We start from the raw sequence: 17,797 nt of genomic DNA on the forward strand, positions 1-17,797 counted from the left end.
TCGTGAATCAGGCCTTCGCGAGGTAGGCTTCGAGCTCGTCGGCGCCGCCGACGTACTTGCCGTCGACGAAGACCTGCGGGGTCGTGCCCTTGCCGCTCACCGCGCGCAGGCGGCGCGGCGAGGCCGCCACCTCGTCATAAGGGATCTTCCGCGCGTCGAGGAGCTGCTTCGCCTTGGTACAGTAGCCACACCCCGGCTTCGTGAACAGCAGCACGTCGTGCGGCGCCTTCGACGACGGAGCCAGGTACTTCAGCATCGTGTCGGCGTCCGACACATCGAATGGATCGCCCGCGACCTCGGGCTCGATGAACATCTTCTTGATCACGCCGTCGTCGACCAGCATCGAGTAGCGCCACGAGCGCTTGCCGAAGCCGAGGTTCGCCTTGTCGACGAGCATGCCCATCTTCTCGGAGAACTCCCCGTTCCCGTCGGGCAGGAACAGGACCTTGTCCGCCTCCTGCGCCTTGCACCACTCATCCATCACGAACGCGTCGTTCACGGACACGCACGCGATCGTGTCCACCCCGCGCCGCTTGAACTCGTCCGCGAGCTCGTTGTAGCGCGGCACATGGCTGCTCGAGCAGGTCGGCGTGAAGGCGCCCGGCAGCGCGAACACCACCACCTTCTTGCCAGCGAACACGTCCTTGGTGGCCACGTCCTTCCATTGACCGTCGACACGGGTGCGAAACGTGACATCCGGAACGCGCTGCCCTTCGAGGTTCTTCAGCATGACTGTCGTGCTCCTTGCGTGCTCTTCTCGTCGCCATCGGCGACGGCAACCTTGTCCAGCGTCGTGCGGCGCTCCACGCGGCGCTCTCGGGCCGGCGAGAACTTAGCCCCGAGCCTCGACGCCGGCCAGCGTGATGGCGAGCCCGACCGAGGGCCGCGCCGCAATGGCGAGCTCGACCGAGGGCCGCGCCGCAATGGCGAGCTCGACCGAGGGCGCGCCGCAATGGCGAGCCCGACCGAGGGCAGCGCCGCAATGGCGAGCCCGACCGAGGGCAGCGCCGCGAAGGCAGCCCGCCTGGGCGGCGGCGGCCGCGCCGGAGGAGGCGCCCCGCTGGGCAGCCCGAGCGCCGCTGTGGGGGGGCGAGGCCTCAGCCGCTCCGCGCCAGATCCACCGCGCGCCAGAGGTACCAGCTTGCCACCGTGCGGTACGGCTTCCACCGCGCGCCGCGCTTCTCGAGGTCCGCGCGCGCCGGCGGCTCGGGTCGCTTGAACGCGATCCCGAAACCCTTGCGGATGCCGTAGTCGTCCACGGGCAGCACGTCCGGGCGGCCGAGGCGGAACATGAGGAGCATCTCCACCGTCCACCGGCCGATGCCGCGCACCCGCGTGAGGCGCTCGATGATCGCCTCGTCCTCCATGCCGTGGACCTCCGCGAGCGTGGGGAGCTCGCCGTCCTCCGTCTTCCGCGCGAGGTCGCGCAGCGCGAGGAGCTTCGCCTGCGAGAGGCCGGCGCCGCGGAGCTCCTCGTCGGAGGCGCGCAGGAGCTGCGCCGGCGTGGGGCCCTCGTGCGCTCGCGGGAAGAGCGCGCGCACGCGCGCGAAGATGGTCGCGGCGGCCTTCCCGGTGAGCTGCTGGTAGACGATCGACTCCGCGAGCGCGAGGAAGAGGCTCGACGTCCTGTCGATCCGCATGGCGAACGGCCCGACCGCGTCGATGACGCGCGCGAGCGCCGCGTCGGACGCGCGCAGGTGATCGACGGCGGCGCCCGGATCGAAGCCGAAGTCGCCGCCGGGCGCGGCCTCCGGAGCGCCGCGCGCCTGGCCGCTCTCGATCGCGAGGAGGCGGAGCTTCGTCGTGACGCCGCCGTTCGCGGAGAAGCCGCCGGCCTTGCCGCCGGCGGCGAGCACGCGGTGGCACGGCACGATGATGGCGAACGGGTTCCGCCCGAGCGCCTGCCCCACGGCGCGCGCCGAGCCGCTCGCCCCGAGGCGCGCCGCGACCTCGCCGTAGGTCAGCGTCGCGCCCGGCGGGATGGTGCGCGCGACCTCGTAGACGCGGCGGTGGAACGGCGGCACCCGATCCATGTCGAGCGCGACGGCGGACAGGTCGCTCGCCTCGCCGCGCAGGAGCGCGACGATCGCGTCGACCGCGCGCTGCACCTCGGGCGGCGGCGCCGCCGCCCGGGCGCCCGGGAGGCGCTGGAGCAGGCGCGATCGCGTCTCGGGCTCGCGCGCCTCGGGGAGCTGCAAGGCGGCGACGCCGCGCTCGCCCCACGCGATGCCGCAGCGGCCGATCGCCGTGTCGAACAGGAGGAATCCGTGTGCCGTTGCTGTCATGGAGATGCTCGCGGGCAGGCAGGGCGCCCGCGTCCGGCGGCCATCCTAGGAGCGCGCGGCGAGGCGATCTTGGAAGATCTTGCGATCCCCCCTCGCCGCCTTCCGGAAGCCGCGGGGCGAGACGCCGGCCGCGCGGTGGAAGGTGCGGACGAAGTTGGAGAGGTCGCCGAACCCGACGTCGAGCGCGATGTCGGTGATCGACCGGGCCTCGTCGGCGAGGAGGCGCGCGGCGCGGCGCAGGCGGGCGCGGACCAGGTACTGGTGCGGGGTCACGCCAAGGACCTTCCCGAAGACCCGCAGGAAGTGGAACGGGCTGAGCCCCACCTCCCGCGCCGCGCCCTCGAGGTCGATCGGCTCGTGCGCGTGCTCGTCCAGCCAGAGCGCCGCCTCGACGGCGCGGCGGCGGTCGCGCGCCCCGATGTCCCGCGGCCTTCGCTGCCGGCCGGAGGCGACCTCGACGAAGCGGGCGGCGAGGAGCACCCCCACCTCGTCGACGCCGATGTCGCTCCTGCCCTCGGCGGCCGCCTGCGCGAGCTCGCCGAGCACCATCAGCTCGGGCAGCGGCGGCAGGCCGCCGGCCCGGAACGCGCCGCCGCCGTCGCCGAGCGCCTCGACGAGCGCCGGCGCGAGCTGGAGCGACAGGCACTCGTCGCCGACGACGTGCTCGTGCGAGCACGTGTACTCGTCGCCGGGGTGGCCGACCAGGAGCGACCCGGCCACGAGCTCGAACGCCTCCCCCCGGACGCGGTAGCTGAAGCTGCCCTTGCGCACGTAGGAGACGGAGAAGCCCCGGTGGAGCTCGGCGAACGGCGCGTCCTCAGGTCCAGAGCTGCACCGGTAGTCGACCACCGAGATGGCCTCGCCCCGCATCAGCGTCGTGACCTCCATGGGTCACCGAATGTATCTGCGGTGGCGAGGCCGAGCAACGCGCCCAGCGCTCGCCCTACGCCGCCGCCGCGCGGCGGCCGTGCCAGGTGTGCGTTCATGGCGTTGGCTCCTTGGGCGTCTTGCCTGCGAGCCGCAGCCGCCGTGAGCCGATTGCACCCGCGTCGTCCGGTTCGGCCCGCCGCTCCGGGCCGACGCGCTCCGTCGAGGGGGCCTCCTTCACTCCAAGGCCTGGCCTCCGCGGGGCGTTCGGCGATGCCCCACGCGCAACCACGGCCGAACCCGGGCGACGCAGGCGCTAGAGCGACAAACGGGTTGGAACTGCCTGAAAAGCGCAGAATTTGAACGCCAAGACGCCATGAGACGCCAAGGTATTTGTACTTCTTATGGCGTCTTTTGGCGACTTGGCGGTTCGTTTCTCGCTTGAAAACGCGATCGGTATTCTAAGGCAGGGTGTCCTCGCGGGCGATCGACGACGCGCGGAAGCGGGCCACCTGCGCGTCCACCTCGGTCTGCGACAGGATGGCATCCTTGGCGAAATAGACCCAGTCGACGTCCTCGGCGTACGTCCGTGGCTCGGTCTGCCCAGCGGCGAGCTCGTCGAACCACAGATTGAAGTCGAGGTGCTGGTTCGTCTCGGGGACGTACGTCGCACCGTGCGTGCAGAGCAGCGTGCCTTCGATGTAGTAGCGGATGTCGGACTCGGTGATCTGGATGAGGAGCCTCTTCCAGCCGGACTGGTCCCCGGCCGCAGGGTTCGACTGCGTGTTCTCCAGCGTGGCCGTCTCCCACGAGGTCAGCCACAGCGTGCTGGTGTCTTCCTGACCCCACCCGCCGTTGGGCATGTACTCGAAATCCTGCTCCGAATAGCCGGGATCGGTCTCGGGGTCGTTGATCCACGGGCTGATCGCGAAGAACGTCTCGACCGGCTTGTCGGCGAGGTGCCGGGTCCCGGTCAGAGGCGTGTTGCTGAATTTTACCCGAGCGGAGTACGTCCCCAGGCGGAACTTGTCGTCGTTCGATTGAAGCTCTGCGTGCGAGGTGCTCTCGCCGGAGCCGCGTGTGGTCGCCTCGAGCCGTAGCAGTCTGTTCGAGGCGAGATCGGGATCATCGATGAACGACACATTCGACGGCAGCCATCGGGCGCCGTCGACCCCGGGCGCTCCGTCTTCCGCGCGGACCCACCACCAGCTCGTGAGATCGTCGTCGGTGATGCCGGTGTAGGTGAAGTCGTCGAAGAGCTCGGCCGACACGGTGACGTGGCCACCGCCGCCTCCGTCACCGCCACCTCCGTCACCGCCGGCGCCGTCACCGCCGGCGCCGCCACCGCCGGCGCCGTCACCGCCGGCGCCGGCGCCGCTGTTCCCGTCGCTGCCGCCATGACCGCCGTTGCCCCCGGCGTCGCCGCTGCCACCGTCACCGCCGTTGCCCCCGGCGCTTCCGGCACCGCTGTCGTTGGCGGCGGTGTCATTCGAGCAAGCCACCAACACTTGCGCCGCGAGAAGCATCATGCCCGCACGGCGGATGCAGCGCACGCCGCGAAGCGCCCCGTCCTTCGAAGCAACGACGCCCTGAGATTCGCGATGCGTTTTCATCAAGACTGATCCATTCCAGATCGAGCGCCTGGCCGCACGCAGTGAGACGTCTGGTGAGGGGCCAGATACCACATCTTCCTGTTCCTCGAAGGAGAGCGAATTGGGTCTACGAGATGGAATGCCCCTTCGGTGGGCGTGGCGTCTGCGGGCCGGGCGCCGCCGCGGGCGACGGCTCCGCAGCCGGGTGGAGCGGGAGCGGGGCCGCCGACCCGACGGGGGCTCGCTTCGTCTGCGCGACGGTCGCCTCGGGGCGCCGGGCGGCGCCGCGCCGATCGCGCGCCTCGACGTCTTGATCGGACCGGTTGAGCGTCACCTCGGTCGGATCGGCCGCCGCGACGGCGCTCGGGGCGGCCATCGCGATCTCGGCGGGAGCCTGCCACGCGGGCGGTGCGCCCGGCACCTCGACGCCGACGACGACGCGCACCGCCGCGAGCGCTGCTTCCTCCGCGAGCGGGAAGCTGCGTCGCCAGACCAGCGAGCACGACTGCCTGTCGCCGTCGATGTGCAGCGTGTCCAGCACCAGATCGAGCGGCTGCCCCTCCGTGACGCCGAACGCCGAGAGGCCATGCACGCGCGCGAGGGCGCGCGCCCCGGGGAGCCGCGTCCGCAGCGCCGGGAGCGTCGGGTGGAGCCCCGCGAGCACGAGCCACTCGTCGCCGACCAGGGCTTCGACGCGCTGATCGGGAGGGGCCGCCTGGAAATAGCTCCAGTCGAAATCGTCGGGGATCTCGAGGAGGGGCCCCTCGAGCGCCTTGTGGGGCGTACGCCCGAGCAGCCGCCTGCGCGACGGCCACACGCTCCCGATCGGCGCGAAGCCCGCCGGGTGGTCGCGCCGCGAGGGATCCAGCACGGCGGGGCGATCGGTGCCGAACGGGTTGTCGGCCATGCCGATCCCCCCGAACGCGCGCTCGTAGGCGAGCGGGACCGCCTTCTCCGCGCCGCCGGGCTCGATCGAGAGCGCCTTGTCGAGGATCGGGCGCTCGCCGGCGAAGAGCGCGAGGCGCACGGAGAAGGGCGCCGCAGGCGGGCCCGGCGGCGCGTGCGCGTGGCCCGTGAAGAACACGTCGATGCGCGCGAGGTAGGGCGCGAGGTCGCTCGTCAACCGGACGCTGCGGCCCGGGTTGTTGTGATGGTGGATGTCGGCGTCGATGATCGGCTGCGGCTCGACCGGGACCATCGGCGCGCCGTCGACGAAGGCGAAGGTCGCCTTGGCGATCACCGTGAGGTGGAGCCGCCCGCGCGCGCGCCACAGGACCCCCGCTGCTGCCGTTCCGGAAGGCGCCGCGGGCGCGCTGGGAGTGGGCGAGGCATCCGATGTCACCGTTCCATGAGAGCACCGGGGCTTCACGAGGGTCAAGCCCGCCCCGCAACGACACCGGAGCGTCGTCGCGGGGTTCAGCCGACCGCCCGGGGAGCGTTCGCTCGTGGGGCGGCCTCGGGCTGCCGTCGGTGGTTCGAACGAATGAAATCGATGAGCTAGAGACGATACCCCGGATCGCCTGGCAGCTTGCCGTCGACGCGAAGAATTTTGACGTCCTTCCCAGCCGCGGATGCGCGAACGAATCCGATGGCCCCGTCCACCCTGCCCACGATCCACAGGACCGCAGCCGCATCCGGGACGTGCTTCGGCGGACCGGCTTGTCCACGAATCTTGCGATCGATCCAGTAGAGGCCAATTTGCTCGGGCGACATGCCGAGGACCGCCTTGTCGAAGCCGATGCGCTCCGGAGAACCCCTGGGATACGTGATAGGGACCAGCGGCTTCCCGTTGGCTACGACCGGGCTGCCCATGTAGGCGCGCTTCAGATCGCCAAACGAGATCTCGTTCGTGGGGAAGCTCTTCGAGACGACGATCGCCAGAGGTCCCACGTTCTCCGCGCCGTACGACTCGGCCAGCGTCACCGAGGTGATCGCCGCGAATGCGAATGCGCATGATATCAAGAGGGTTCTTCGATCGATCATCCTAGAAACTCCACGCGACCTGCGCGACCAGCTGATCCATGTCGGGGCTCTTCTTTTTCAGGTAGGGCATCCATACATGCACGCCGACGAGCTTCAGGACGACGTTGTCCGTGGGGCGGATGTTCAAGCCGCCGACGGCAGCGGCCCCCTCATACACGGGGCTGGACTTGCCGAGGCGGTCGTACTCGAGGCCGAACCAGGGCATGATACCGTACCAGGGCAATCGATAGCCCGTTTGAAAGTAAGCGCCCCAGGTGCGGTTGTCGGGAGCCCATGTCCCCGGGATGATCCCAGCCGGCCGATAGTCGTCGTCGTAGCGTACGTCATGCATGATGTACTCGGACTGGAACAGGAACTCGCCCCAGGTGTACTTGAGATCGGCGGCCAGGCCGAGCTCGTCGTACCTCGCGGTGACGGGGAACTTGGTGACAAACGCGCCGTCCTCCAGCGCTGCGACCTGCCCGGCGTCGGTGTAGCGGCCCTTGTAGCCCGATGTGCCGACCGTGACGGTGCCGTATGGAGTGTCTTGCTGAAGCCAGAGGCGCCAGCCAACGGCCTTGTTCTTGTCCAGATCCATGTAGCTGTCGACCGGGCCGCGGCCGTTTGAAACGGTGAGGTGGTAGCCCACCTGTGTGTCGCTGATGCCATGGCTGCCATACGCTTCGATGCCGGTCTGTCGTTGCGGCAGCCACTCGGCGCCGATGATATAGGGTCGCGTGTTGCTCAGGATGACCGGTGACCCGTGGTCGACGTTCCAGATCCCATAGGGGGTGAGCCACTGTCCGGCCCGGATGTTGAAGAGCGGATGGGCTGCGTATTCGAGCCACGCGCGCTCGATGATCACCCCACCCACCTTCTTCGTCCTGGAAAAGTCGGTGTAGTCCGGAAAGTCGGCGCTGACGCGGGTGTTCTGGAACGTCGCCGGATCGAACATGACCGCCCCGTCGGGCAGGTAAGTGAAGCGGACCTCGATCAAGGAGCGGAACTTCTTGCCCAGATTCGAGTCGAGGTAGACGTTCAGATTGCCGACGTAGAAGCTCGGATTCGGGCCCACTCCGGTCGAGGCGCCCGATGTCTTCGCGTCGCTGAGCAGCGCGGAGAACGTGAAATCAGCAAAGCCATAGATGCTGATCTTGGTCGCTTCGTCGGTCAGGTCCTCCGCGATCGCCTCGGCGGCCGGCGCGTAAGCATCCGCTCCTCCGCCGGCCTGCGGGGCAGCGCTGGCGTCGACCGTGCCGGCAGCCCCTGTCCCTGGTTGAGGTGCCACGGCGCCCGGGGCCGGGCTGGCCGCCAGGGCAGGCGCGTTCGCTGCGCCCGGCTGCGCGCTCGTGCCGGGTTGAGCCGGAGAGGCTGGCTCCGAAGGTGGAGCCGCACCGGACGCGTCCGGCGCCGGAGCCGGTCCGGAGGGGGCTGCTGGACCAGCCGTCTCCGCAGGCGTCGGAGCTGCTTGAGCCGCCGCGAACGACGACCCGAGCAGCAGCGCGGAGGACATGGCCAAGATAACGTGAATGGGCACGCCACGGAAAGCAACGGATCGCGTTCTCAATTGATGCAGCTCCCTTCCGCGACGCACTGGTACTGGGCAACACCATAGGCGGTAAAGTCGCAGCATACGGTGCCGGCGAAGCAGTTGTCCGGCGAGAGCGTGCAGCCTTGAACCTGGCACTTCTGCGTCACGGCGGTATTGCAGTACGTGGCCTCGGTCCCTGCACACTCCGCGTCGCTGGCGCAAGGTTTTCCCGCGCCGACGGGCGGTCGGCGACAGTAGGATGGGGTGACCGTGAGATCGCACATGTGTCCGCCCGCGCAGTCGGCGGAGCTCGTGCATCCTTGGCTGGTGCAGTAGCCAGCGGTCCCCGAGACGGCGTGGCAGTGATTGTACGTTGCGTCCGGACAAGGCGTCGTTGCGGTATCGCATGCTGCGTCCAGGCCGGCGGGGGCCGCCGTGCATGGCGCCCCGGCGGACGCCCTGCTGAACCCCGTCGCGCATTCGCATGCCCCTGTCGCTCCAGTCACTTCGTTCTCGCCACAGGCATTGCAGGGGGCCGCGGCGTCAGCGCGGCCATATCCGGCTTTGCAGACACAGCCAGTGGCCCCGGCCTCCTCGTTTTCGAGGCAGCGCACGCAGCCCTTCTTCGTCGCGGCATAGCCCTCGGCGCAGACGCAGAGCGCCGAGTATTCGGAGTTGGCCTTCAGGGTCTGGCCGGGCCCACACGGCTGATCACTGTCGTAGACGCAGCCAATGATCGGGAAAGTGACGGCAGTTGCCATCAGGAAGACTCGGCCCCATCGCCGTGACGCCGACGCTGGAGATTCATGTGGCAGTCTCGCGCACATTATGCTCGTTCCTTGTCGTTGGGTGAGTGGGGACACGGACCCGCTTGAGTCCGATCGCAGCACGCTCAAGTGGCGCTCATGGATTGTGCATGGCCGTGATGGCTCATGGATCCCCCGTCGAGCTCAGCCAACCGCAAATTTGCGTTAAAAGCAATGCTTTCTCGCCCCCCCCAATCGACGTTGGCTCCGCGGAGGCAAGGAATCCTGGCGGAGTGGTGTGACCAACAGATCTGTGTGAGTGTCACGCCTGCGATGTCGCTCCGAGGCTTCGCAGCGCCGCTCGAAGCGGCGGACCTTCCTCCGGATCGTGAGCTTTTGCCCCGCGCCCTATCGGGGCACGCGCAGCGCCGTCACACCCTCGATTCGGGGCGGGAGCTCGGGCCCGCTCTGAGCCGTGCCCGGCGCATCGCCGGCGCCGCGCCGCTCGGCCCCGCAGGCTGTGGAGTGAAGGCGGCAGGCCCTCCGGGGGGCGGGGGCCTCAGGCTGCGCCCTCGAAGCCGGGCAGGGGATCGTAGTCCTGATCGGGGTCGTCCTCCTCGCCGGGCTCGGCGCAGACCGGCTCGTCGCCGTCCTCTCCCGTGCTGCCGGTGTCGTCGAGCAGCCCATCGAACGGCCCGGGGAGCGGCTCGTCCTCGTCCGCCTCGAGCAGCGCGTCCATGCCCTCCACCTCGCCGGTCTCCAGGTAACGCTCCCACGCGTCCGGGTGATCCCGGGCGCAGAGCGCCGAGAGCGCGGCGACGCCCAGGCGCACGATCGGCTTGCCATCCGTGCTGCTGCGGGGCCGCGCCCTCAGATCGCGCGGGGCGTACACCGTGAGCTCCAGGGGCGCCGCGTCCGCCACGTGGTAGTGGACGTACTCCCGGAGCTCTCCGCCCTTCTGGAGGGTCACGCGCTCGCGGTCGAACGTCCAGCCGAGCGCCCGCACGTGCCGCTCCAGCGCCTCCTCGTCGGCCGGGAACACGTGCAGATCGACGTCGCTACCGCGGCGGATATGGCCGGTGGAGACCGAGCCGATGAGCCGCGGCGAGAACGGCGCGAGCGCGCGCATGGCCTCCAGCGCCACGATGCGCAGCGCGAAGAGCCGGCGCGTCCGCTGGCTCCCCTCGGCGCGCTCGGCGAAGAGGAGCAGCGCCTCGCGGATCTCGCCGTTGGAGGGCAGGTCCGCGGGCCGGTAGCGCGCCCGCCGCCCCTCCACCGCGCCGAGGATCCGCTTCGCGGCCATGCGCTTCGCGGTGAAGTACTGGTCCACGCCCTCCTCGTACATGAGGCGCGCGGCCTCCGCGGCGATGCGGGCCCGCAGCCCGCCGAAGCGCTCGGCGCTCATCTCGCCACCCGCGCCACCCGCGCCGCGCGCGTCGCCGGCGCCGCCGCCGCGGCGACCGCCGGCTCGAGGGCCTGCCGCAGCCGGAGCATCGCGCCGCCGACCACCTGGCCGCCCCGCGGCGCCCCGAACAGGCGCTTCTGCACGACCTGCTGCGCCACGCCGAGGCGGCGCGCGATCTCGCCCTGCGACAGGCCGTCGAAGAAATAGGCCTCGACGACCTCCCGCTGCTTCGCCGTCAGCGCGGTCTCGACAGCGTCCCGCACCGCGGCGCAGAGCCGCTCTCGCCCGGGCGGCTCGGCCTCGCCGCCCCAGAGCCGGCGATCGTCGCCCCAGCGGTCGACGTCGTCGCAGAGGACCTCACGGCGGATCTTGCGCTCAGGCGAGCGGCTCCTTTCGCAGGTCATCGGAAGGGGCGGGCTCGCCGCCGATCGACAGGAGGGTCCAGTCTGCGCCGTCGAGCAGGAGCTCCACGGCGGCCTCGGGGCGGAGCACGGTCGCCTCGGGCGAGCGGCCGCCGACGTCCCAGCGGCGGAGCCGCGTGAGATCCGCGAGCGCCTTCGTGCGCCGCAGGCGCCGCCTGGTCGCGCCGGGCGCGCGCAGCAGGTGGAGGTGGTGCCGCACGAGCCAGACCACCCGCGGGCACACGAGCTCCGCGAGCACGTCGGCCCCCTCCTCGGCGTGGTCCGCGCAGGCGAACGCCTTGCCGACGTCGTGGAGCAGGGCCGCGGCCCAGAGCGAGCGATCCGCGGTCTCGCGGCGGGCCAGGTCGAATACCTGCAGGGAATGGAAGAGCGCGTTGCCCTCGGGGTGCCAGCGCGGATCCTGCGGCACGCGGTCGAGGGCGAGGAGGAGATCGAGGAGGTCCTGGTGCATCGACGGGAGGGCGGTCAGGCCGCCCGCGGGCTGCGGGCGAGCGGTGCCCCTTCACCCTGGGGCGCAGTCACACCCACCGGGAGGCCGCGCTCGCCGGGCGAGCCGAAGCATAGCGCGGGCGCACCTGCGCCAGGAGTCAGGGAGTGAACAGGGTGGCCGATCGCTTCTTCGGCGCGGTCGGCGGGTGCGCGGCCGTCTCCTGGGTCTGACGTGCGCATGCAGCCTCCAGGCGGACCAGCCGGAGCACGGTGCCCCCGACGATGATCTGGCCGTTTTGCGGGAGCAAGGCGCTCGTGATGCGCTGATCGTCGATCTTGGTCCCGTGCGTGCTTCCCTGGTCGATCACGCGCACCTCCTCCGCTCCGACGACGATCGTCGCGTGCTTTCGCGACACCTTCGGATCATCGAGGCGGATGAAGCAGTCGGGCTCTCGCCCTACCCTGAACTCTCCAGGGTGGAGCACGAACCGCCGACCTTCGAGAGGCCCGTTGCACACGAAGAGCTCGTAGGTGATCGCGGCGTTCCCGCCCGACGCCGGGATCGTGGGCCGGAGCGGGGCCTTGGCGATGCGCAGCCGCCCCTCGTACTTCTGCGTCCACATCTGCGGGGTTTGCCGGCCTCCCTCGGCCTTGATGCTCGCTTGCACGTACTCGCAGAGCTCGTGGACATCGACGTATCCGTCTCGGTCCAGATCGGCTGTGCCGGTCGACAGGCCCTCGACGAGGTGGCGCGTGAAGATCGACTGCGAGGGCACCCCCACGGGCTGGTCGGCCTGCCATGCCAGCTGGACCGACGTCGTGGCGGAGATCACGACGCGACCCGAGCCGTCTCCCATGAACGTCCCGGCGATGTCGACGCTGTCCTGCTCGCTCTTGGCGGAGTTCTCGTACGCGCCGCTGTAGCAGCAGTCGAGGATCAGGACGATGCGCTTCGCGGGGCACTGATCGATCTGGCGGCTGATCCATGCCGCGTCGACCGAGGTCGCGCTGAAGAGCTCTTTCTCCGTGTCGCGCGCGGCGAGGTGGAGGTGACCCCAGTCGTCCTTCAGGCCATGACCGGAGTAGTAGAGGACGAGCAGATCCTCCGGATGGCGACGATGGAAGAGCGCGCCGATGGCCTTCCGGACCTCGAGCTGGCTGCCATCGACGCAGAGCTGGACGCGGAAATCGCCGATGTCCGGGCTCTCCAGCGTGTCGGCGAGCTTCGATGCGTCGAGGGCGGGCGCCTGAAGCGAGCGCAACTTGTCGTCCGAATACATTCCGTTCGCGATGATGAGCGCGATGCGGTCCCGTCCGCCCAGCACAGGATCTCTGTCCAGGGCTGTCATTTGATTGCGCTGATGCGGCGCGCGAGGTCGAGCACTTCCTTCTCCCCGAGCGGCTTGTCCGAGGTGAACTCGACCTCCAGACCGTTCTTCCCCCGGATGCGAATGCGGCGCTTCGGCGCGCGGACGACCCACTCATTGACGAGCTGAATCACCTGGGGAAGCACCGCGGGGAGCGCGGCGACCGCGATCGCGCCGACGGTGAAGGCGTCTCCCTTTGCGTTCTTCGGGAGGCGCCCTTCGACGACGCGGGCCGGGGTCGCGCCTGCGGTGCCGACGTCGCGCATCAAGCTCTCGAGCATCGCGTCCAGCTGGTCCGCCTCGACCTCGGCGTCGTGAAAATTGAATTGCATGTCCATTGGCCATGCACCTCCTCGCTGTTACGAGTCGCCGAGGAGCGTATCAGCGCTCGCCGGTAGGTGCCAGCCGTGCGGGGGAGTCGCGTGGTGCGCGCGGCGCTGTCTCGACCTGCGGAGCGCGCCTGAGGGCTGCTTCGCGATCGTCCAGCCCATCTCATGTCCATGCTGATTCCCACGTGAGAGGCCTTGGCGGATCCGTGCAGGTCGGCCAGCCGCGAAGGTGCTCCTTGCGCGTCGTCGTGACTGCAAAGACACACGAGGCGGAAGTGACGGGAACATACTGCGGTGCGAGCTATCCTGCCCCTCGTGCTCTCCCTCGCTCGCCCCTCGGATGCCGTGATCCACGCCTTCCTCGCTCGCCAGGCGGATCGGCCGCTCTCCTACGCGGAGGTCGGCTGCACCGGTGCCGGCGACGGCCGCCCGCGGCCGCCTGCCGGCTTCAACGTCGACCACCACCGCGTGGTGCTCGGCCGGGGCGCCGCGCTCTTCGACCGCGCTGTCGAGGCGATGCGGTGCTGGGCACAGTTCCGGCTCGGCTGGGTCGAGCTCTGCTCTCCCGACGCTCCCCTCCAGACCGGCGTCACCGTGGCGATCCTCGTCCGCGTGCTCGGGATTCACTGGCTCAACGCGTGCCGGATCGTTTCCACGGTCGATGAGACGAGCGGCCCTGTGCGCCGGTTCGGCTTCGCCTACGGGACGCTCGAGGAGCACGGCGAGCGCGGCGAGGAGCGCTTTCTCGTCGAGCACGACGAGCATTCCGGCGAGGTCGCCTACGACATCTTCGCCGTCTCCCGGCCGAACCACCTCCTCGCCCGGCTGGGCTTTCCCTACGCGCGCCGGGTCCAGGCGCGGTTCGCCCGCGACTCCATGCGCGCCATGTGCAGCGCCGTGACCTCGCAGCCGTGAGGCGCGCCGGGAGCGGAGCGGTCCCCGTGACGGGACCCGCGCGCCGAGCGCCCCCTCACCACATCACGCGAGGGCCCGCACGGCCATCCGCCGGCACCCGGAATCGCATCCTCCGCAGCGCCCTGAAGCTCCACAGCACCCGGATCCGCCTTCGCAGAGTTCCCCGGGAGCAGGTCGATGCGCGGGTGGGGCTGCGCGTCGGCTCCTGAAAGTGAAAAATCATACAAAAGTGGCTGCGGCGCCTCATCCGGAAGTAATCCAGCGTGCAGATCTGCCTGCGCCGCCTCATCCGGAAGTAAGCCATCATGCAAATGTGCCTGCGCGCGTGCCTCCCGATGAAATGCATCATACAGACCTGCCTGCGGCGGCTCGCTCAGGTACGCGGGCGCATGCGACTCTGCATGATACCTCACCAGATTACAGACGATGACCGGCCGCTTTCGCTCGTGATGACCGCTTCTTATGGTCCGCGATATGGCGAGAACGAAAAGCCGACAAGAGAGCGCCCCGCCGGCGGATGCCGCGGGAGACGAGCAGACCCGGAGCTACGAGACCCTTTACAGACAATACCTGCCGATGGCAGCGGAGATCCCGGAGGCCGAGGTGCAGGCGTGCCGCGCCGACCCGCGCATCGTGCTGGTCAATGTGAAGCGCGGCGTCGCGGCGGTGTGCGGCACGAGGAAGCAATCCCAGGCCGTGAGCGAGCACCTGCCCAGGATCCCTCTGAAAGAGGTGCTGCAGCTGCCGGACATCGCCAGGGCGCTCCTCTTCGCCTCGCGCGAAGCGCTGCCGCGCACGGCGAGCCCGAGGGAGATAGAGCGGGCGCTGCAGGAGGTCAGCGGCCCGCGCGAGGAGCTGCTGACGCAGGCGGAGCTCTTCGCCCGGCGCGGCCTGCTCGACAAGGATCGGGTCGCGCAGATCCGATCCGGCACCGGCAAGTACGATATGGCCCGGGACGGGATGGAGCTCGCGGCGCTGTTCATGCGGCACGCGAGCGCCCTGAAGGGGCTGCACCCGTTCACGCGGGAGGAGATCGAGAAGCTCGGGCGCACGAGCGAGTGGCTGCTCGAGAACCTGACCCCGGCCGGCGCGCGGGTCGAGGTGAAGAAGAAGGAGAGATCGTCCGCCGAGGACGCGCGAGATCGGTTGTGGACCCTGATCGTGCAGCGTCACCTGCACCTCCGGAGGATCGGGTACTATTTCCACGGCGACGACTTCGAGCAGATCACGCCGCGCCTGCTCGCGCGGGCGCAACCGGCTCAAGGCGGCGGACAGCAGCAGGACCCGGAAGAGCCCGCCCCGATCGACGGCGACGAGGTTGAGCAAGGCACGGTCGAAGACGAGACCGTGCAGCAGGGGAATCCCTAGCCTCGACTCGGTGTCGACGGCGTACCCCGCCGGTCACGCCCGCTGCTTCGACGTAGGCGCTGAGGGCATGGCCCCGCCGGTCATGCCCTCTCCTTCACGAACTTCACAAGATCCGACAGGCTCGCTCCCGTCGCGTCGGCGCTCACGCCCAGCTCCTCGGCCGGCAGGCCCAGGCGGTTGACCCAGAACGTGGGATAGCCGAACCACCGGGCCCCGGCGGCGTCCCAGCCGGCGTACGCGACGAACGCGATCTCCTCGCGCGTGAGGCCGAACGCGTCGAGCGCCATCCGGTACGCGCGAGGATCCGGCTTGTACGTCCTCGCCCGGTCCGTGCTGAGCATGTGCTCGAACAGGCCCCCCAGACCGGAGCTCTCGATGGCGGCCCCGAGCATCTTCGGGGTGAAGTTCGACAGGAACGAGAGCCGGATCCCCGCGCCCCTCAGCGCCCCGAGCGCCGGCAGCACGTCAGGCCACGCCCGGAGATCGAGGTACGCGCCGAGGAGCCGCCCCCGCTTCTCCTCCCCGAGATCGAGCGCCAGCGCGCGCTCGGCGAACACCAGCGCATCCGCCGTCACCTGCCAGAAGTCGGCATACTCGTGGGAGGCGGCCCGGAGCCACGTGTACTCGAATTGCCGGGTGCGCCACGCCTCGTTCAGCAATGCCCCCTTGCCCGGGCAGAGCTCCTCCGTGAGCGCGGCGATCGGCCGCGGATCGAAGATCGGAAAGGCGTCGAAGGCGACCGCCTTGATCCTCGACCCCGCCGCGGGTCGCGGCGGCGCCGGCCCATGCTGCGCGGCACAGGAGGTGTTCGCGGCCGGGGCAGAGCCCAGGAAGCCCGCCGCGGCCGTGCCGGTCACGCGGTGGAGAAACTCACGACGATTCGTCAACATGCCAGCCTCCATCCGATCATCCGATGTGAAACACACGACCTGCGAGAGCGCGAGAGCGCGAGAGCGCGAGAACGCGAGTACCGAGCGCCCGATCGCCCGAGTGCGAGAGTGCGCGGGGTCGCGGGTGCGCGAACGCACGCTGGAGAGCATGCGCGGTCCGCCGTTGCCGGGGGATCCACCATCGACGTAGACTCGGCATGCACCTTTGCATGGCGCGGAGCGCTCTCCGGCAGCAGCGCCCCGCGCCCCGGAGCCATGCTCGACTGGGACGATCTGCGCTACTTCCTCGCCGTCGCGCGGCACGGCAACCTCTCCGCCGCCGCGCGCGCGCTGAAGGTCACCCAGCCGACCGTGGGGCGGCGCGTCGCGGCGTTCGAGCGGCGCCTCGGGGCGAGGCTCTTCCAGCGCTCGCCGTCGGGGTTCACGCTCTCGGCCGCGGGCGAGAGCGTGCTCGGCCACGCCGAGCGCATGGAGCAGGACGCGCTCGCGGCCGAGCGCGCCGCCGCCGGGCGCGACGCAGGCCTGAGAGGCCACCTCCGCATCACCGCGTCCGAGTGGCTCGCCACGCGCGTCCTCGGGCCGCTGCTCGTCCCGTTCCTCGGGCGCCACCCCGCCATCTCCGTCGATCTCATCGCGGACGCGCGGTGGCTGAGCCTGCCGCGGCGGGAAGCGGACATCGCCCTTCGCCCCGCCGCGTTCGAGCACCACGAGGTCTTCCAGCGCGAGGTCGCGCGGATCGCGTTCGGCCTCTATGCATCGGAGGACTACCTCGCCGAGCACGGCCCGCCGGACTGGGGCCGGCAGTGCGAGGGCCACGCCCTCGTCACCATGAACGACGATCCTCCGGCGATCGCCGACCTGTCGTGGGTGCGCGCCGTCGCCGCGAAGGCCCGCGTCGCCGCGCGCACCAACGGCCGCGAGCCCCAGGCGACGATGGGGGCCGCCGGCGTCGGGCTCGTCTGCCTGCCCCGCTACCTCGGCGACGCGACCGCCGGCCTCCGCCTGCTCTCGCCGCCCTCGCCGCCGCCAGGGCGCAAGCTGTGGCTCGGGGTGCACCGCGATACGCGCGGGGTGCCGCGCGTGAAGGCGCTCGTCGCGTTCGTCGTCGACGCCCTCGGGCCGCTCCGGAGCGCCCTCGACCCCGGCGCGCGGCCGCGCGCGTCAGGCGGCGAGCGCCCCCGCTACCGGCCCTGATCGCGCTGACACGCCCTGAGCTGCTCGAACGGCGCGTCGCACGTCTGGGGCAGGAAATCGGTCCTGCACTCCCGATCGCGCCCGCTCAGGCAATCGAAGAGCGACGCGATCGACGGCGCGAGGAACTCGCAGGGGATCCGGTCCGCGGAGACGATGGTCTCGCCCATGCAATCGAAGAAAGGAGCGGTCTGCGCGTTGCAGGGGCGCTGCTCGGAGAGCAGGTCGGCGCAGCGCTCGTGACACCGGAGCTCCGGACACGTGACGCCGTCGAAGAGCGAGCAGAAGAAATCGCACGAGGCCTTCTGCTCTTCGATGGAGGGCCGGCCGGAGCTCGCCGACTGCGACCCCTCGGCCGCGCCAGCGCCCCCGGCGCCGTCGGAGCTCTCGGGGAGCCCGTCGACGACGACGGCCCCGCCGCAAGCGCCCGCCCCCGAGAGCACGACGACTGAAGCCAGGAAAGCGAAGAGCAGCGTCGTTCTCATCAGGGCATCTTCA

17 protein-coding genes are annotated in these 17,797 nt (G+C 70.3%); 3 read left to right on the plus strand and 14 right to left on the minus strand.

Features of this window, described 5'->3' with window-relative positions:
- Positions 1-7: 7 nt before the first annotated feature.
- From WMF14_RS05075 to WMF14_RS05130, 12 genes are all read right to left on the minus strand, one after another.
- Positions 8-730, minus strand: a complete 723-nt coding sequence (locus WMF14_RS05075) for a glutathione peroxidase (RefSeq protein WP_437799067.1) — start codon at positions 728-730, stop codon at positions 8-10.
- Between the two features lie 367 nt (positions 731-1,097).
- Entirely contained in the window at positions 1,098-2,285 is a 1,188-nt protein-coding gene (locus WMF14_RS05080) for a methylated-DNA--[protein]-cysteine S-methyltransferase (protein ID WP_437799068.1), read from the minus strand.
- Positions 2,286-2,330: 45 nt separating this feature from the next.
- Positions 2,331-3,173: a helix-turn-helix domain-containing protein gene (locus tag WMF14_RS05085; protein WP_437799069.1), complete on the minus strand. Its 843-nt coding sequence runs from the start codon at positions 3,171-3,173 to the stop codon at positions 2,331-2,333.
- Positions 3,174-3,613: 440 nt separating this feature from the next.
- Positions 3,614-4,654 carry a glycoside hydrolase family 16 protein gene (locus WMF14_RS05090; protein ID WP_437799070.1) on the minus strand — a complete coding sequence of 347 codons (1,041 nt, stop codon included), beginning with the start codon at positions 4,652-4,654 and terminating at the stop codon, positions 3,614-3,616.
- 217 nt (positions 4,655-4,871) lie between these two features.
- Complete coding sequence (locus tag WMF14_RS05095) at positions 4,872-6,086, minus strand: DUF2169 family type VI secretion system accessory protein (protein ID WP_437799071.1); 1,215 nt, start codon at positions 6,084-6,086, stop codon at positions 4,872-4,874.
- A gap of 155 nt (positions 6,087-6,241) precedes the next feature.
- Positions 6,242-6,727 (minus strand): hypothetical protein, encoded by a 486-nt coding sequence (locus tag WMF14_RS05100; protein WP_272100236.1) that lies wholly within the window; start codon positions 6,725-6,727, stop codon positions 6,242-6,244.
- Position 6,728: 1 nt separating this feature from the next.
- Positions 6,729-8,219 (minus strand): hypothetical protein, encoded by a 1,491-nt coding sequence (locus WMF14_RS05105; protein WP_437799072.1) that lies wholly within the window; start codon positions 8,217-8,219, stop codon positions 6,729-6,731.
- A 1,323-nt stretch (positions 8,220-9,542) separates the two neighbouring features.
- Entirely contained in the window at positions 9,543-10,388 is an 846-nt protein-coding gene (locus WMF14_RS05110; protein ID WP_272100240.1) for a nucleotide-binding enzyme, read from the minus strand.
- Positions 10,385-10,792 (minus strand): sigma factor-like helix-turn-helix DNA-binding protein, encoded by a 408-nt coding sequence (locus WMF14_RS05115; RefSeq protein ID WP_437799073.1) that lies wholly within the window; start codon positions 10,790-10,792, stop codon positions 10,385-10,387. Before WMF14_RS05115 ends, WMF14_RS05110 begins: the two co-directional genes overlap by 4 nt.
- Positions 10,764-11,261, minus strand: coding sequence for an HD domain-containing protein (locus WMF14_RS05120; protein ID WP_437799074.1), 498 nt, complete (start codon positions 11,259-11,261; stop codon positions 10,764-10,766). The genes WMF14_RS05115 and WMF14_RS05120 overlap by 29 nt, the downstream gene beginning before the upstream one ends.
- Before the next feature lie 136 nt (positions 11,262-11,397).
- On the minus strand, positions 11,398-12,588 hold the full coding sequence (locus tag WMF14_RS05125) for a caspase, EACC1-associated type (protein ID WP_437799075.1): 1,191 nt from the start codon (positions 12,586-12,588) through the stop codon (positions 11,398-11,400).
- A complete protein-coding gene (locus WMF14_RS05130; protein ID WP_272100248.1) occupies positions 12,585-12,944 on the minus strand; it encodes a hypothetical protein in 360 nt (119 codons plus the stop codon). Before WMF14_RS05130 ends, WMF14_RS05125 begins: the two co-directional genes overlap by 4 nt.
- Positions 12,945-13,229: 285 nt before the next feature.
- Between WMF14_RS05130 and WMF14_RS05135 the strand changes: the two genes are divergently transcribed.
- Entirely contained in the window at positions 13,230-13,850 is a 621-nt protein-coding gene (locus tag WMF14_RS05135; RefSeq protein ID WP_437799076.1) for a DUF1990 family protein, read from the plus strand.
- A 474-nt stretch (positions 13,851-14,324) separates the two neighbouring features.
- Positions 14,325-15,218, plus strand: a complete 894-nt coding sequence (locus tag WMF14_RS05140; protein ID WP_437799077.1) for a hypothetical protein — start codon at positions 14,325-14,327, stop codon at positions 15,216-15,218.
- An 80-nt stretch (positions 15,219-15,298) separates the two neighbouring features.
- Here the strand turns inward: WMF14_RS05140 and WMF14_RS05145 are convergent, their stop codons facing one another.
- Positions 15,299-16,108: a haloacid dehalogenase type II gene (locus WMF14_RS05145; RefSeq protein ID WP_437799078.1), complete on the minus strand. Its 810-nt coding sequence runs from the start codon at positions 16,106-16,108 to the stop codon at positions 15,299-15,301.
- A 255-nt stretch (positions 16,109-16,363) separates the two neighbouring features.
- On the opposite strand from WMF14_RS05145, the gene WMF14_RS05150 reads away from it, so the two are divergent.
- Positions 16,364-17,302, plus strand: coding sequence for a LysR family transcriptional regulator (locus WMF14_RS05150; RefSeq protein ID WP_437799079.1), 939 nt, complete (start codon positions 16,364-16,366; stop codon positions 17,300-17,302).
- Here WMF14_RS05150 and WMF14_RS05155 read toward each other — a convergent pair.
- Entirely contained in the window at positions 17,290-17,784 is a 495-nt protein-coding gene (locus WMF14_RS05155) for a hypothetical protein (protein ID WP_437799080.1), read from the minus strand. The two genes, WMF14_RS05150 and WMF14_RS05155, sit on opposite strands and share 13 nt — an antisense overlap.
- Between the last annotated feature and the right edge of the window lie 13 nt (positions 17,785-17,797).

The organism is Sorangium sp. So ce693 (assembly GCF_051521375.1).
Lineage (GTDB): Bacteria > Myxococcota_A > Polyangia > Polyangiales > Polyangiaceae > Sorangium > Sorangium atrum.

Coding starts and splice junctions, on each gene's coding strand:
- WMF14_RS05075 (WP_437799067.1), bottom strand. CDS start 730: ATGCTGAAGAACCTCGAAGGGCAGCGCGTTCCGGATGTCACGTTTCGC.
- WMF14_RS05080 (WP_437799068.1), bottom strand. CDS start 2,285: ATGACAGCAACGGCACACGGATTCCTCCTGTTCGACACGGCGATCGGC.
- WMF14_RS05085 (WP_437799069.1), bottom strand. CDS start 3,173: ATGGAGGTCACGACGCTGATGCGGGGCGAGGCCATCTCGGTGGTCGAC.
- WMF14_RS05100 (WP_272100236.1), bottom strand. CDS start 6,727: ATGATCGATCGAAGAACCCTCTTGATATCATGCGCATTCGCATTCGCG.
- WMF14_RS05105 (WP_437799072.1), bottom strand. CDS start 8,219: ATGTCCTCCGCGCTGCTGCTCGGGTCGTCGTTCGCGGCGGCTCAAGCA.
- WMF14_RS05110 (WP_272100240.1), bottom strand. CDS start 10,388: ATGAGCGCCGAGCGCTTCGGCGGGCTGCGGGCCCGCATCGCCGCGGAG.
- WMF14_RS05115 (WP_437799073.1), bottom strand. CDS start 10,792: ATGACCTGCGAAAGGAGCCGCTCGCCTGAGCGCAAGATCCGCCGTGAG.
- WMF14_RS05120 (WP_437799074.1), bottom strand. CDS start 11,261: ATGCACCAGGACCTCCTCGATCTCCTCCTCGCCCTCGACCGCGTGCCG.
- WMF14_RS05125 (WP_437799075.1), bottom strand. CDS start 12,588: ATGACAGCCCTGGACAGAGATCCTGTGCTGGGCGGACGGGACCGCATC.
- WMF14_RS05130 (WP_272100248.1), bottom strand. CDS start 12,944: ATGGACATGCAATTCAATTTTCACGACGCCGAGGTCGAGGCGGACCAG.
- WMF14_RS05140 (WP_437799077.1), top strand. CDS start 14,325: ATGGCGAGAACGAAAAGCCGACAAGAGAGCGCCCCGCCGGCGGATGCC.
- WMF14_RS05145 (WP_437799078.1), bottom strand. CDS start 16,108: ATGTTGACGAATCGTCGTGAGTTTCTCCACCGCGTGACCGGCACGGCC.
- WMF14_RS05150 (WP_437799079.1), top strand. CDS start 16,364: ATGCTCGACTGGGACGATCTGCGCTACTTCCTCGCCGTCGCGCGGCAC.
- WMF14_RS05155 (WP_437799080.1), bottom strand. CDS start 17,784: ATGAGAACGACGCTGCTCTTCGCTTTCCTGGCTTCAGTCGTCGTGCTC.